Genomic DNA, 13,818 nt, shown 5'->3' with positions numbered 1-13,818 from the left:
CGCAAGACTACAGTCGCGGCGCTCGCATAGCCGTCATCGGAGCGCATACCGCGCCGCCGCGATGAATGGCTCGATGAAAGGACTTTCCAGGTCGCGGCGCCGGCAGACCGCCACCTCGAACCCTTCCGCGACGTCCTTGAACTTCCGGAACACGACACCCGGAGGCCGGCCGACTTCCGCGCACGCCGGAACGATCGCATACCCCTCGCCTGCAAGTACCAGGGCCAGTGCTGCGTGAACCGTTTCCACCCGTTCGACGATTTGCATGGTTACCTGGTTGCACCGCAGCAGAGCGGCAACCGTCGAAGTGTCCGCGCCCTCTTTCAGTGTGGGCAGCGCAATCAGTCTCTGCCCCTGCAGCCGTGCCACCGGTACCGACGAAAGCCGCGCGAGCTGTGCACGTGCAGGCAAGGCCAGTCGTAGTGGTTGCACGCCCACGATCGTCGTGGCCATGTCGGGCCGTTGAATCGGTGGCATGCACAAACCAAGCGTTACCTTGTGGTCGACAATCTGCGCTTCATACGTCGCGGTGCTCATCTCGACGAACTGCAGTTCCACGTCCGGAAGCAAGCGGCGCAACTGTGGCACGAGCTTCGGCAATACAGCGTAGCCGAGCGAAAACATGTAGCCGACAGACAGCCGCCCGAGCCGCCCGGACGCAACGGCGCGTGCCGCTTCGAACCCCTCGTTAGCCAACGCCAGGGCTTCCCGCGCGCGCGCGAAAAGCGCGCTTCCCGCGTCTGTCAGTCGCATTCCGGTGGATTCGCGCACAAAGAGCGGCGTGCCGAGTTGTGCCTCGAGGTTGCGAATCTGGACGGACAGCGGCGGTTGCGCCATATGAAGGCGCTCGGCGGCCTTGCCCACGCTGCGGGCCTCCGCTACGGCAACGAAATAACGCAGGCTCTTAAGGTCCATGGTCCATGGGTCATACGATTCTGATATGGCCTGATTGTGAACGGGTATTTGACCGGGTGGAGCGGTGGGTGTCAACTTGGATTCGTCGCCGGTCACTTGTGCCGGAATCTCCGAGGGTGTCTTGCATGAATGAGGAACTCTGCTTTTTGCCTGCCGTGCGGCTTCGCGAAGCGATAACTGCCCGTGAGGTTTCTCCGGTCGAAGTGACGCGCGCCGTGTTGGACCGTGCCACCCGGCTTCAATCGACGCTCAACTGCTTCATCACACTCTGCCCGGACGAGGCCATGCGCGAGGCAAGAGCCGCGGAGCAAGCGCTCATGCGCGGGGAGCCGGCAGGATTGCTGCACGGCATTCCATACGCCTGCAAGGACCTGGTGAACACACGCGGCGTGCTTACCACCTTTGGCTCGCTACTGTTCGCGGACAACGTCCCGACCGAGGACGCGGTAGCCGTCGCCCGACTGCGCAGCCAGGGCGCCATCCTCATCGGGAAAACGACCACATCGGAGTTCGGGGCGAAGTGCCTTACCGATGCACCGCTGTTCGGACGCACGCGCAATGCCTGGCACCCCGACCGCACCAGCGGTGGCTCCAGCGGCGGCGCGGCGGTGGCGGTGGCGGCTGGCCTCGCCCCGATCGGCATCGCCACGGACGGCGGCGGTTCCACCCGCATCCCGGCGGCCTGCAACGGTGTCGTAGGCCTGAAGCAAAGCATCGGGCTGGTTCCGCATTCTCAGGTGGAGGATGTCTTCGGCAATCTCACCTATGTCACCCCGATCTCGCGCACGGTGGCCGACACAGCCTTGATGCTCCAGGCAATGGCCGGCGAAGACGCGTCGGACCCATGGTCTGCCGGCGTGCGCGCCACCGATTACCTCGGTGCAATGCGCGCTGTCACTGACCTGCGGCGTAAGCGGATCCTGTTCGCAAGCGTGCCGCCAGGCCGGCCGCTGGCGGCAGATGTGGCCAAGTGCTTCGGGTCTGCTCTGGAGCGGCTGCAGGACCTGGGTGCGGAGCTCGCGGAAATGCCCGGCTCGGGCTTCAACATCGAGCCGCTCTGGCGCACCATCAACCACACGGTATGGCGAGCGCGCTTCGGCCAGATGGCCCGGGAGCAGCCTGAGCGGCTCAGCCCGTCGCTGTTGCAACAGTTGGCCCTTGCCAATGACTACAGCGCGGTCGACTACCAGCGGGCCAACTTCGAACGCACCCGGCTGTTCCGGCACGTGCAGGCGCTGCTTCGCGACCACGACTTCATCGCCGTTCCCACCATTGCGCGCACAGCGCTGCCGATTGACCAGGACCTGTTCGGGCAGATCGAGATCGACGGCCGGCTGTACGACGAGGTGCGATCCAACTGGTTCCCTTGGACCATGCCGTTCAACCTGACCGGCCACCCCGCCATCACCCTGCCCTGCGGTTTCGGCCGTGGCGGACTGCCCATCGGGCTGCAGTTGGTCGGTCGTCTGCGCGGGGAGTCCGAGCTTCTCGGCGCGGCTGCGCTGCTCGAGGCTTCGCAGAATCTCTTGTCACGCTGGCCAGATGTGGAGGTGTCATGATGAAATCGATACGCCATTTGCTTGCGGTTGCCTCGCTGGCCACAATGGCCGCCCTGGCAGCGAACCCGGCTAGCGCGCAAACCCCTGCAACGAACGCAACGCCCTTGCGGCTTGTTGTCGGCTTCCCGCCCGGGGGCGCACTGGACACCCTCGCGCGCGCGCTGGCCGATCAACTTCGCCTGGCTGGCATGGGCTCGGTGATCGTGGAAAACAGGCCGGGCGCATCGACGCGCATCTCCATCGACTCCGTCAAGCGGTCGCAGCCCGACGGCAGGACTGTGCTTCTTTCATCGAATGCGCCGATGGTGATCTTCCCGATGACCTACCGGCGGCTTGATTACGACGTCGATCGCGACTTCATTGCCGTAGCGCAGCTTGCAGAAGTCCCCACGGTGATATCGGCGGGCGCAGATCGCCCCTACAAGACGCTGCAGGAGTACGTGAGCTGGGTCCGTGCTAACCCTTCGCAGGGCAGTATCGGCCTCACCTCGCTGGGCGGGACACTGCATTTCGCCGTCCTCGGCATGGGGCGGGCCGTAGGCGTACCGCTGAGACCGGTCGCATACAAAGGCGGCGCGCCGCTCGTGACGGACCTCGTAGGCGGGCACGTCCCCTTGGCCACCGACGCCCTGGCCAGCCAGCTGGAGTTGTATCGCGCAGGAAAGATTCGGATCCTGGCCGTGTCTGGCACCCATCGCAACCCGGCCCTCCCCGACGTGCCGACCGTGCGCGAGGCAGGCATCGACGCCTTCGATAACGCGAATGCATCTTACAGCGCCTTTGTGCCCGCGGGGACTCCGCCGGAGGTGGTGCAACGGTTGGAACGGGCGTTCGTTGCCGCCATGCAGAAACCGCAGATGAAAGTCTTGATGTCGCGTGTCGGTCTGGAAGCGACTGGTCTGCCTGGCGCGACCGTGACCCGCACGCTGCACGCCGAGCGCGAGTTCTGGCGTCCGCTCGTCCAGGCATCGAGGTTCCGCAACGAGGACTGAGCAGGCGTCGCGCAGACCACCAACAGAGATTACAAGGAGACAAAGCCATGAGAAGCGATACCGAGCAGCTTTCTTCCCCCACAATGCCAGACGGCAGGGATCCGGTCGAGTGGCGGCTGCGCTGCGACCTTGCCGCGTGCTATCAGCTCACCGACCTTTATGGCATGTCCGACCTCGCGTCGACGCACATCTCGGTCCTGCTGCCCGGCCCCGAACATCATTTCCTGGTCAACCCACTGGGCACGCTTTTCGACGAGATGACGGCTTCGTCCTTGCTCAAGGTGGACCTGGCCGGCCGCGTCCTGGCGGGCGATCCGTCGCTGCTCAACCCCGCCGGCTTCATCATCCACAGCGCCATTCACATGTCGCAGTCTGATCTGCAATGCGTCATGCACAGCCACACGCGCGCCATCAACGCGATCGCGATGCAGGCCATGGGGCTGCGGCCTCTCAGCCAGAAGGCCTGCGTCATGCTGGACTTTCTCGGCTACCACGACTATGAAGGCGCGGCGCTCGATGAGGACGAACGGCAGCGACTGGTGCGCGACCTCGGCCCCGAGGGGCGCGTGCTGATCCTGCGCAACCACGGTGCGCTAACAGTTGGCCGCAGTGTGGGAGAGGCGTTCTGCTGGATGCTGCGCCTGGAGACGGCCTGTCAGTACCAGATCGATGGCCAGGCTGGTGGCGTACCGCTTCATGAATTGTCCGAGGACACCATCCGGCATACCCGCGCCCAAGGGCGCAAGATGCTTGGTCCTGGCGGCTTCCTGGAGGTTGGCAAGGTGGAATGGCCCGGCCTGTTGCGCAAGCTCGAGCGGGAGCGCGGCACCTCGTACCGCACTTGAGAGCCTGCCCTGGCGGCTGCAGCCTGCGGTCTAGAAGATCGAGAAGGTAATCGTCTTCGCAACCGCGTCACGGATGTGCTGGATGCGCTCCCGGTTCAGCTGCTCCGCAGCAGCGCCATCGCCGCGACTGATGGCATCCAGCAACTTCTCGTGTTCCTCGATCGCGGCTTCCATCCGGCCGGGCAGCACAGCGGTTCGATTGCCCATCAGGCGCAACTGATTCTCGATGGCGAGGACGTACTCGGCCAGCGTGTCGCTGCGGCAGCATTCAACGAGCACACGGCGAAACGCCAGCGCGTGGTCAAGATAGCCGGCGACATCTTCCTTCTTCGCGCAGGCAGTCAGTTGCTGGAGCAGTTTCTTCAGCTTCTGCAGGTGCGCGGAATCCATATGCCGCGTCGCCTGACGTGCTACCAGACCCTCGAGCACCTCGCGGATGTCCAGGAGCTCAAGCACATCTTCCGGGGTCAGCTGCCTCACCGTGACACCGACGAAAGGCGTCCGGGTGACTAGCCGTTCGGTTTCGAGTTGGCGGATCGCCTCCCGGATGGGCGTGCGGCTCACTTCGAATTCCGCGGCGAGATCCTGCTCAGTCAGTTTTGCGCCTGGCCGCAAGTCCCCGCGCAGGATGGCGGAGCGAATCCGCTCGCAGACCTGCTCCACGGACAGCGGCTGTGGATCCCGTTTTCGCAATGCGCTCGATTTTGCTGTGGTCATACATCCAGTATACAGAAGATGCGACGCGCTTCAACGGACGGGCAAGTACTCAGCAGCCATGACCGGCACCTGCAGCACGAGGAGATGAAGGCCCTGCGGACCGGCGCTGCAGGCGCCGCCATGCTCACCAGTTGACAGGAACCGACTCTCCCACTGCTGCAACCGGCGTTCCGGGGTGTTCAGTTCACCGGCAAGGACGAGCTGGAATTGCCCCGAGCCGCGGGCAGCCGGGCCCCTCAATTCCGAGAACGGGGGCAGCTGCAATGCAAAGGCTTCCGGGCCGCCTGCATCGGCTTCAATCAGTACCGCACGCACGGGGGCCTTCAGGGCACGGAGCTGTTCGAGCGTTCGGGGTTCATGCGTTACCCCGTGCGCGTGCCGCTTCGGTCCGCGGCGCAGCTTGTCCCGCGCCACGGGAAGAAAGTTCGCGCCCGTTTCGAACACCGCACGGATAGTGAAGTAACTCAGCCCCTGCGGCCCGGCCACCAACGGCCCATACCCTGTGAACGCGCCGGCGTAGTGGACAGAGCCGGGCCCGACCGCACGAGATCCCAGGGATCCCGCCCCCTGCTTGAAGACCTGGAATTGATTCTGCGTATGAAAGTGTGCAGGCAGCACCGAATGCGCAGGCTGCTCCACCAGAAAGACGGTGGGAGACAGCTGCGGGTCGGACCCGGCCTGTATCCACTCACTGCGATGGAAGCTGAATCCGTTCTCCAGGACCCGATGGTGCCGCGTGTCACGAGCGAGCGTGGCAGAGCCGACAGCAATCATGACATCACTCCACGCGGGCGCCGGACGCCTTGACGACGGCCGCCCACCGCCCCATTTCGCCGCGCAGGAAGGTCCTGAATTCCGCCGCGGTGCTGCTGCGGGGGCGGCCACCCAGGGCGGCGATCCGTTGGGACAGTTCGGGAGACTGGACGATCCTGGCGAGCTCCGCGCTCACCTTGTCCACGACAGGTTTTGGGGTGCCGGCGGGCGCGAGCAGACCCACCCACGGGACCATGTCGAAGTCGTCCATGCCCACTCCACTCTCAGCGACTGTCGGTACGGACGGCAGTGTCGTCAGGCGCTCCCGGGAACTCACCGCAATCGCACGCACCTTGCCGCTGGCGAGATAGGGCTGCGCGCCTGCAACGGCATCGAACGCAACCTGCACCTCACCTGCGGCAAGGTCGGTCAGCGACTTGGCGGAACCGGCATAGGGGACATGCATCATTTCCATGCCGGTTCGCCGCAGGAGTTCCGACATCGCAAGATGGGACACCGAGCCGTTTCCGGGGGAAGAATAGTTGACCTTTCCCGCATTCGCCTTCACGTAGGCAATCAGCTCCTTGAGAGAGTGAATGGGAAGCGCGCTATTGACCATCAGCAGCAGCGGCGCATCGTAGACCAGGCCGATCGGCTCGAAATCTTTGGCCGTGTCATAACGCAGGTTCCGATACAGGAAAGGATTGCCAGCCAGAGCCGCCGAGGCCGACAGCGTCATCACGCTGCCGTCGGCGGGCATCCGCGCAACCGCTGCCAGAGCCAGGCTGCCGGACTGCCCCGGCATATTCTCGACGATCAGCAACCGCCCGATCGCCGGACCGAGGCGGTGGGCCAGGATCCGGGCGACCACGTCGACAGACTGGCCCGAGGGATAACCCACGATCAACTTACCCGTTTCCTTCTGCGCGAAGGCTGCGCCGCTGGCGAACAGCGCCGCAACAACAGCCAGCTGAAAGACGCGTCGGACGATTGCCATGGTTGGTCTCCTTGCTTCTCGATTTAGCTGCTGGCAGCTTATGCGCCGAGCATCTTGATGATGGAGGAAAAGTCGAGCCGGCCACGCCCTGCGGCACAATGCATGGCGTAGACCGAGGCGGCCGCCGCGCCTAGCAATGCCGGCGACTGGCTGGCAACTGCAGCCTGCTCCGCCAGGCGCAAGTCCTTCAGCATCAGCTCGGAAGCGAATCCGCCTTCGTACCCGCGATTGGCCGGCGCGGACGCCACCAGGCCGGGCTCAGGCGCATAGCTCGTGAGCGCCCAGCATTGGCCCGACGACGTCGAGGCAATTTCGTGGAACCTCTTTGGATCCAGCCCCAGCCGCTTGGCCAGATGCAGGGCCTCGGAGACGGCCACCATGGAAATGCCTGCCAGCATGTTGTTGCAGATCTTCGCCGCCTGGCCTGCGCCCGCCGCGCCCGCATGGAAGATATTCTTGCCCATCGCGCGCAGCAGTTCGAGCGCACGCGCGAAGGCTGATTCTGTACCGCCAACCATGAACGTGAGCGTCCCCGCCGCCGCGCCGCTTACGCCGCCGGAAACCGGAGCGTCAAGCGTGACCAGCCCCTTCTTCTGCAGCGTTTCGTGGAAAGCGGCGCAGGACGCGACATCGATCGTCGAGCAATCGATCACAAGCGCTCCAGGCGCGAGCGGCAGGGTGTCCGCAGTGAGCACGTCCAGCACGTGCCTGCCGCTGGGCAGCATGGTGATGACGACCTCCGCCCCGGATACCGTTTCCTCGACCGAAGCCCGCGGCCGGAGGCCCGCATCCAGGGCGCGGGCCATCGAGCCTGCGTTGAGATCGAAGCAGCGAACCTCATGCCCTGCCTCCTTCAGTCGGCACGCCATGGGAAATCCCATATTGCCCAACCCGATGAAACCGATCACAGCCATTTTTGTCTCCTCGTAACGAGCGTCACTTAGTTCATATTGAAGATCACGGTCTTCTTGTGCGTGAAGTGGTCCAGCATTGCCTCCAGCGACGCCTCGCGGCCAAGGCCGGATTGCTTCACGCCCCCGTAGGACAGTCCAGGCTGGACCACGATGTTCTGATTCACCTGCACGAAGCCTGCCTGCAGGCGCCGGGTGGCATCCAGCGCGGTCTTCAGGTTCTGCGTCCAGATGGTTGCAGCCAGTCCAAAGTCGCTGTCGTTGGCCTGCGCCACGGCTTCTTCGTAAGTCGAGAAGCGGATCACGCACGTCACGGGTCCGAAGATTTCTTCGCGCGCCAGCCGCGATGCGTTGTCCAGACCGGTAAAGATGACCGGCCGGACGAACAGACCTTGCCGAAGGGACTCGTCTGCGGGCAATTGGGAGCATTCGAGCGCGCGGGAATGCGGCTCGGTCCGACCGCTTTCGATATAGCCGAGAACCTTGTCGAGCTGGGTGCGCGAGATCACCGTGCCGATATCCGTCGCTTCGTCTAACGGATCCCCCATCTTCAACGCGTCAACGCGCGCCTTGAGCAATGCGACGAACTCATCGTGCACCTTGTCGTGCACGAAAATACGGCTGGCGGCCGTGCAGCTCTGTCCCTGGCGAGTGAAGCGCATGCCGCTCACCGCGCCGGCGACGGCCTTCGCGATGTCGGCGTCGTCCATCACGATCATCGGACTCTTGCCGCCAAGTTCCAGCGTGACGGGGATGAGCTTCTCCCCGGCCGTGCGCGCCACGATTCTCCCGGTCTCGACGGAGCCGGTGAACGTCACCTTGCCGACGGCGGGATGCGCGACCAGGGGCGCCCCGCATTCGGGGCCGAAGCCTGAGACGATGTTCAGCACCCCGGCTGGCAGCGCCTGGTTGAGGATCTGGCACAGCCTCAGGACCGCCAGTGGCGCCTCTTCCGCCGATTTCACCACGACCGTGTTGCCGGCCACCAGCGCCGGGGCGATCTTCAGCGCCATGAGCATCATGGGGGCATTCCAGGGAATGATGACGCCCACCACCCCAATTGGTTCGCGCTGCGTGAGTGTCAGCATGTCCGGGCTGAACGGCACGGTTTCGCCCTTGAGTTCGGAAGCCAGGCCGCCGTAAAACTGCAAGGCGTCGGCAACGACGGAGGCTTCGACCCGGCTCTCGGTGCGCAGTGCCTTGCCGGTCTCGAGCGCCACCAGCCGCCCCAGCTCCTCCACGTGCTCGGCAATCAGGCGCGAGCAGTCGGCCAGCAGGGTGCCACGCTTGCGAGCGGACATCGCAGCCCAAGCGGGCTGCGCCCGGACCGCTGCACTTGCTGCGCGATCGATGTCGCTTGCGTCGCTTTGCGCCGCGTGCCCGATCTCGCGTCCGGTTGCAGGGTTGGTTACCGGGAACCTGTTGCCCGAACGGGCCTCCACCAGCTCGCCGTCAATCAGGTTGTAGCCGCTTATCGCGCGAGCCAGACGGTGCGGATCGACGTCCGCCGTGAGCTTGTTCTGAGTCATCATCGGGCTCCTTTCACTTGGCGACAGGTGCCACAGCCGGCCAGCGCTTTTTAACCTTGATCACACGAGCGCTGCCCCGGCGTACAAACCGGCGCGTGTCGTCCGTGCCCGCCTGAAAGTCCCAGGTGGGCTGGATGCCCTCGGGCAGCGAGTTGATGAACTTGCGGCGCGCCTGGCTGGCAAGCACCTGCTGCGTGATGGCAGCGGGATCCCACCGGGAGAGCACGCGTGCCTTGAGCTCGGCAAGCACCTGCGGCTGCTCTTGCGCGATGTTCACCAGCTCGCTCGGATCGGCCTCCATGTCGAAAAGCAGGTCTGGATGACCATGGGTGTACACGTACTTGTATCGGCCACGTCGCAGCATGCAGCATGGACCGGTGACGCCCTCGGCGGTGTACTCGACGAACGCTTCCGCCTCGCCGTTGTCATCGCCCGTTGCGACCAGCGGCGCGAGGCTGCGTCCGTCGATCGGCTCGACCCAGGCCGGTGTGCTGCCATCCATCGCAAGATCCAGCAATGTGGGCAGCAGGTCCACGTGAGAAACCGGCTCCGCGATGCGCCGGGGGTTGCGCTTGCGCGGGTCATAGACGAGCAGCGGAACCTTGGCCGACCAGTCGAAGAACACCCGCTTGAACCACATGCCGCGTTCGCCCAGCATGTCACCGTGATCGGAGGTGAACACGACGATGGTGTTGTCCTCGAAGCCCGCGCGCTTAAGCGTCTCCAGCAGGCGGCCCACTTTGTCGTCGACGTAGCTCACCATCGCATAGTAGGCGTGGCGCGCACGCCGCACTTGTTCGTCGGTCGCCCCCTGCTTGTCCAACCCGTGGGAATACTGCACCCACTGGCTGAGCTTGTCGCGCGCCTCCATCGGCATGTCACCGACGAGAGGCAGGTTGATCTCCTCCGGCGAGTAACGATCCAGGTACTCGGGAAGTATGTGATACGGCGGATGGGGGTGCGTATAGGAAACGCACATGAAAAACGGTTGCTCGTCTTCCCTCGCAAGGTCGTACAGGCGCTGGATCGCCTTCGCCTCGACCTCCTCGTCGTAATCGAGTTGCAGGCTGCGGAAGCAAGAGCCGCTCTCATCCACAGTGCTCAGGTTGTGCCCGGGTGAATAGAAGCTGAACTCGCCCTCCGCCCAGTCCGCCGCCCAGCCGAAGTCCGCCGGGTAGATGTCGGTAGTAAGGCGCTCCTGGAAGCCATGCTTCTGGTCAGGCCCCACGAAGTGCATCTTCCCGCCGAGGATGGTCTTGTAGCCCTGCTGCGCGAGGTAATAAGGCAGCGTGGGCGTGGCGGCCTGGAACTCACACGCGTTGTCGAACGCGCCGATGCGCGTGGCGAACTGGCCGGCAAGCAGCGAGAACCTGGCGGGTGCGCACAAGGGGAAGTTGCAGTAGGCGTTGTCAAAAACCGCCGAGCGTGCGGCGAGCGCCTCGAGGTGCGGCGCCTTCACGACGGTGTTGCCGTGGAATGGCAACACCGGTGCGGAGAGTTGATCGGCCATGACGAAAAGAATGTTGGGCTTGCGCATGTGTCTCCTCTTTTGGATAACGGTTGCATTTCTGTTGTATGCAATATAGAGTGAGGCATGCGATCTTACAAGGGGAGAAAGCATGACCGACCCAACTTCCTTGCCGCTTTCGGGGATTCGTGTCCTGGATCTCACCAGGGCGCTTGCGGGCCCGTTCTGCACGATGGTCCTGGGCGACCTGGGCGCCGACGTGATCAAGGTCGAGCCCGCGGGCGGGGACATGATCCGCCACTGGGGGCCTTTCGACCGCGGCACCAGCGCTTACTACCTGAGCGGCAACCGCAACAAGCGCGGCATCGCCGTCAACTTCCGCGATCCTCGCGCGCTTGGCCTGCTGCGCGAACTCGCCGGCCAGTACGACGTGATCGTGGAAAACTTTCGAGCCGGCGCCATGGAATCCATGGGTCTTGGCTACGAAGCGCTTGCCGAAGCGAACCCCCGGCTTATCTATGCGAGTGTCACCGGCTTCGGCCGTACGGGACCTGCGAGTCAACGTCCCGGGTTCGACCAGATTGCCCAGGGATACTCCGGACTCATGAGCGTGACGGGCATGCCGGAAACGGGACCGGTCAGGGTGGGTGTGGCGATCGGCGACCAGACTGCCGGCATGTGGTGTGCCATCGGCATCCTGGCTGCCATAGCGCAGCGCCATGCAACCGGGCGCGGTCGCCGGGTGGAGACATCACTGCTGGCAGGACTGGTCGGACTCATGAGCGTCCAGGCCCAGCGTTACCTGAGTCTGGGGGAGATTCCCAGTCTTGCCGGGAATACGCACCCTGTGATTGCGCCATACGGCGTGTTCCAGACCGCGGATGGGCCATTGAACATCGCGCCGGCGACAGCCGAGATGTGGAAGCGCCTCTGCGAAGTGGTTGGGCTCCAGGACCTGGTCGATGATCCGCGCTACGCGACGAATGCAGCGCGGATCGAGCGGCGTGCCGAACTCAAGGAGATCATCGAGGCCAGGCTGAAGGCGCACAGCCGCAACGAGTGGACGCAACGACTGCTAGAGGCGGATATTCCGGCTGGCCCGATCTACAACGTCGCGGATGTCTTCGCTGACGAACAGGTCATTCACTCCCGACTTGTGGAGCAAGTCCAGCATCCAGAGCTGGGTTCCATCCGGCAGGTCGGCAGCCCGATCGCCTTCGACGGCCGCCACGGGGAATCCATTCGCCGCGCGCCGCCCTTGCTCGGCGAGCACACGTTCGACGTCCTGCGGGAGCATGGGTTCATCACGTCTGACCTGGAAGCCCTGGCGCGCGAAGGCGTCATCCTGCAGCATGGCCACGCAAGCGATGAAATCAAGCCATGACATCCACACAGCCTGCCCTTCAAATCGCCGGCGCGACAGCGACGATCACACTGCGACGCCCTGCCGAGCACAACCGGCTTGACCCTGACGATATCGGGGTCCTGCTGCGGCTCGTGGAACAAGTGAGGCGGGACCCAACCTTGCGGCTGCTCGTGCTGACGGGCGAAGGCGAGAAGACCTTCTGTTCAGGCTATACACTGAGCCAGATCGGCACCCGTCTGGACCGATCGCTCGAAGACATGATCGACGCCCTGGAAACCCTCGAGCTTCCGACTTTATGCGCGATGAACGGTAGCGCCTACGGTGGTGGCACGGACCTCGCGTTGGCCTGCGATTTTCGAATTGGCGTTCACGGTTGCAAGCTGTTCATGCCCGCCGCGAAGTTTGGGCTGCACTACTATCCAGGGGGGCTGCGGCGCTTCGTTTCGCGCCTGGGCCCTACCGCAACCAAGAAAATCTTCCTGACCTCCATGACGCTCGAAAGCGAGGAATTGCTCCGGATCGGCTTTCTCACTGACCTTGTTCGCCGTGAGGACCTCCCCGCTGCCATCGACAAGTATGCAGAAAGCATCGGGCGTTGCGACGCTGGCGCTGTTCGCTCCATGAAGCGGCACATCGACGCGATCGCCGGCGGTGCATGGAACGAAAGCATCGGCAGGTCGGCCTATGAAGCCTCGCTGCGCTCAGAGGAGACGGTGCGACGCCTTGCCAAACTCGCGACCAGGTAGACGTCGCCGCGATGAAGACTTCGAGCGCGACTAGCGCGGCGGATCGTTTCCTTCCTTGACGCACAGCCGTGCCGGCATGCAGAACGACAGGATTGCGGCCGCGACAAGCCCCAGACCGCCGATCATGCCGGAGTCGTGCTGCCGGTGAGATCCTTGATCCGGCCGACCACGACCGGACTCACGATGCCCCCCATCTGGCCGAGCGTATTGATCAGCGCAATACCCGCAGCCGCACCGGCGCCGGTGACCAGCTTGGGAGGAAGGGCCCAGAAGGCCGGGGATGGCTCCCGGCCGGGAGCCATGCAGCCCTGGCCTCAGTATTTCCCCGAGATTGTGTTGACATTGTCTTCGCTGAATAATCGCGCCCTCAGCCACCATCACGCACATGCAGAAAGGGGTTGTTGTCTAGTGAATGAAAGGAGATCACATGTTTTGCTTCGAGTATGGAACCAGCAATGTCTATGCGCAGCTTGGCTTCGCCGACGCCGAAGAGATCCCGCTGAAGGCAAACATCGTGAAAGACATCACCCACCGCATTCAGGTCAGTGGGCTGAGGTTGTCGGAAGCCGCCACCCTGCTTGAGACCTCGCAATCGGATCTCCTTCTGGCACTTTGCGGCAAGTTCCAGTCCTTCCGCGCAGCCGAACTGCACAACTGGCTGGATAGGCTAAGCATATTCTTGCGGTGATTTCCCCTGCAAGCCGCCGCCCGGCCGCACACGCAACAAACGCTCCGCTGCGTCTGGCATCCGCATTGTCGTGGCGGACGACCTGCCCCTCACTGCGGGACTTGCGCACTATGCAGACAGTGCGGCAACGCTGTCGGCCTGCCGCCGTGTGGTGGATCGACTGATCCTGTAAGCGGCGCTGCAACGGGGCGCGCCGGGAGAAAGCCCCGAAATGACACATATTTCCATAAGTAATAAAGAGCGGGGCTTTTATGCGCGCCACTGCCAGTTGCTCGAGCGCGCTTGGCGCAGCTAGCCGTACTGTCCCGGTTGCTGGAGCAATCGGAGTGACA

At 63.9% G+C, this 13,818-nt stretch carries 13 protein-coding genes and 1 pseudogene; 6 read left to right on the top strand and 8 right to left on the bottom strand.

Annotated features, from left to right (window positions below; genetic code table 11):
* Positions 1-33: 33 nt before the first annotated feature.
* Positions 34-915 (bottom strand): LysR family transcriptional regulator, encoded by an 882-nt coding sequence (locus CNE_RS08805; protein ID WP_013956776.1) that lies wholly within the window; start codon positions 913-915, stop codon positions 34-36.
* A gap of 125 nt (positions 916-1,040) precedes the next feature.
* On the opposite strand from CNE_RS08805, the gene CNE_RS08800 reads away from it, so the two are divergent.
* The 3 genes from CNE_RS08800 to CNE_RS08790 are packed head-to-tail and all read left to right on the top strand — an operon-like array spanning position 1,041 to position 4,311.
* Complete coding sequence (locus CNE_RS08800; protein WP_013956775.1) at positions 1,041-2,474, top strand: amidase; 1,434 nt, start codon at positions 1,041-1,043, stop codon at positions 2,472-2,474.
* A complete protein-coding gene (locus tag CNE_RS08795; RefSeq protein ID WP_063712330.1) occupies positions 2,471-3,466 on the top strand; it encodes a tripartite tricarboxylate transporter substrate-binding protein in 996 nt (331 codons plus the stop codon). Before CNE_RS08800 ends, CNE_RS08795 begins: the two co-directional genes overlap by 4 nt.
* Before the next feature lie 47 nt (positions 3,467-3,513).
* Complete coding sequence (locus CNE_RS08790) at positions 3,514-4,311, top strand: class II aldolase/adducin family protein (RefSeq protein ID WP_049800559.1); 798 nt, start codon at positions 3,514-3,516, stop codon at positions 4,309-4,311.
* Between the two features lie 30 nt (positions 4,312-4,341).
* On the opposite strand, the gene CNE_RS08785 is transcribed toward CNE_RS08790, so the two are convergent.
* The 6 genes from CNE_RS08785 to betC are packed head-to-tail and all read right to left on the bottom strand — an operon-like array spanning position 4,342 to position 10,755.
* On the bottom strand, positions 4,342-5,028 hold the full coding sequence (locus CNE_RS08785) for a GntR family transcriptional regulator (protein WP_013956772.1): 687 nt from the start codon (positions 5,026-5,028) through the stop codon (positions 4,342-4,344).
* 30 nt (positions 5,029-5,058) lie between these two features.
* A complete protein-coding gene (locus CNE_RS38670; RefSeq protein ID WP_013956771.1) occupies positions 5,059-5,802 on the bottom strand; it encodes a hypothetical protein in 744 nt (247 codons plus the stop codon).
* A 4-nt stretch (positions 5,803-5,806) separates the two neighbouring features.
* Positions 5,807-6,778, bottom strand: a complete 972-nt coding sequence (locus tag CNE_RS08775; protein ID WP_013956770.1) for a Bug family tripartite tricarboxylate transporter substrate binding protein — start codon at positions 6,776-6,778, stop codon at positions 5,807-5,809.
* Positions 6,779-6,816: 38 nt separating this feature from the next.
* Entirely contained in the window at positions 6,817-7,803 is a 987-nt protein-coding gene (gene mmsB / locus CNE_RS08770; protein ID WP_330995907.1) for a 3-hydroxyisobutyrate dehydrogenase, read from the bottom strand.
* Positions 7,719-9,221 (bottom strand): aldehyde dehydrogenase family protein, encoded by a 1,503-nt coding sequence (locus tag CNE_RS08765; RefSeq protein WP_013956768.1) that lies wholly within the window; start codon positions 9,219-9,221, stop codon positions 7,719-7,721. Before CNE_RS08765 ends, mmsB begins: the two co-directional genes overlap by 85 nt.
* A 10-nt stretch (positions 9,222-9,231) precedes the next feature.
* Positions 9,232-10,755 (bottom strand): choline-sulfatase, encoded by a 1,524-nt coding sequence (betC, locus tag CNE_RS08760; RefSeq protein WP_013956767.1) that lies wholly within the window; start codon positions 10,753-10,755, stop codon positions 9,232-9,234.
* Positions 10,756-10,837: 82 nt separating this feature from the next.
* Between betC and CNE_RS08755 the strand changes: the two genes are divergently transcribed.
* Together CNE_RS08755 and CNE_RS08750 are read left to right on the top strand one after the other, a co-directional pair.
* Positions 10,838-12,070 carry a CaiB/BaiF CoA transferase family protein gene (locus CNE_RS08755; protein ID WP_013956766.1) on the top strand — a complete coding sequence of 411 codons (1,233 nt, stop codon included), beginning with the start codon at positions 10,838-10,840 and terminating at the stop codon, positions 12,068-12,070.
* On the top strand, positions 12,067-12,798 hold the full coding sequence (locus CNE_RS08750) for an enoyl-CoA hydratase/isomerase family protein (protein ID WP_013956765.1): 732 nt from the start codon (positions 12,067-12,069) through the stop codon (positions 12,796-12,798). Before CNE_RS08755 ends, CNE_RS08750 begins: the two co-directional genes overlap by 4 nt.
* 30 nt (positions 12,799-12,828) lie before the next feature.
* Here the strand turns inward: CNE_RS08750 and CNE_RS39135 are convergent.
* A pseudogene (locus CNE_RS39135) lies at positions 12,829-13,076 on the bottom strand (MFS transporter); the annotation flags it as partial.
* A gap of 149 nt (positions 13,077-13,225) precedes the next feature.
* On the opposite strand from CNE_RS39135, the gene CNE_RS08740 reads away from it, so the two are divergent.
* A complete protein-coding gene (locus tag CNE_RS08740; RefSeq protein ID WP_013956763.1) occupies positions 13,226-13,486 on the top strand; it encodes an XRE family transcriptional regulator in 261 nt (86 codons plus the stop codon).
* Positions 13,487-13,818: the final 332 nt, after the last annotated feature.

The organism is Cupriavidus necator N-1, assembly GCF_000219215.1.
GTDB classification, from domain to species: Bacteria; Pseudomonadota; Gammaproteobacteria; order Burkholderiales; family Burkholderiaceae; genus Cupriavidus; species Cupriavidus necator.
Note: the sequence above shows the minus strand (reverse complement) of the source record. Positions and strands in the feature narration are given on the sequence as shown.

Coding starts and splice junctions, on each gene's coding strand:
- CNE_RS08800 (WP_013956775.1), top strand. CDS start 1,041: ATGAATGAGGAACTCTGCTTTTTGCCTGCCGTGCGGCTTCGCGAAGCG.
- CNE_RS08750 (WP_013956765.1), top strand. CDS start 12,067: ATGACATCCACACAGCCTGCCCTTCAAATCGCCGGCGCGACAGCGACG.
- CNE_RS08790 (WP_049800559.1), top strand. CDS start 3,514: ATGAGAAGCGATACCGAGCAGCTTTCTTCCCCCACAATGCCAGACGGC.
- CNE_RS08740 (WP_013956763.1), top strand. CDS start 13,226: ATGTTTTGCTTCGAGTATGGAACCAGCAATGTCTATGCGCAGCTTGGC.
- betC (WP_013956767.1), bottom strand. CDS start 10,755: ATGCGCAAGCCCAACATTCTTTTCGTCATGGCCGATCAACTCTCCGCA.
- CNE_RS08795 (WP_063712330.1), top strand. CDS start 2,471: ATGATGAAATCGATACGCCATTTGCTTGCGGTTGCCTCGCTGGCCACA.
- CNE_RS08785 (WP_013956772.1), bottom strand. CDS start 5,028: ATGACCACAGCAAAATCGAGCGCATTGCGAAAACGGGATCCACAGCCG.
- CNE_RS08775 (WP_013956770.1), bottom strand. CDS start 6,778: ATGGCAATCGTCCGACGCGTCTTTCAGCTGGCTGTTGTTGCGGCGCTG.
- CNE_RS08805 (WP_013956776.1), bottom strand. CDS start 915: ATGGACCTTAAGAGCCTGCGTTATTTCGTTGCCGTAGCGGAGGCCCGC.
- CNE_RS08765 (WP_013956768.1), bottom strand. CDS start 9,221: ATGATGACTCAGAACAAGCTCACGGCGGACGTCGATCCGCACCGTCTG.
- CNE_RS08755 (WP_013956766.1), top strand. CDS start 10,838: ATGACCGACCCAACTTCCTTGCCGCTTTCGGGGATTCGTGTCCTGGAT.
- CNE_RS38670 (WP_013956771.1), bottom strand. CDS start 5,802: ATGATTGCTGTCGGCTCTGCCACGCTCGCTCGTGACACGCGGCACCAT.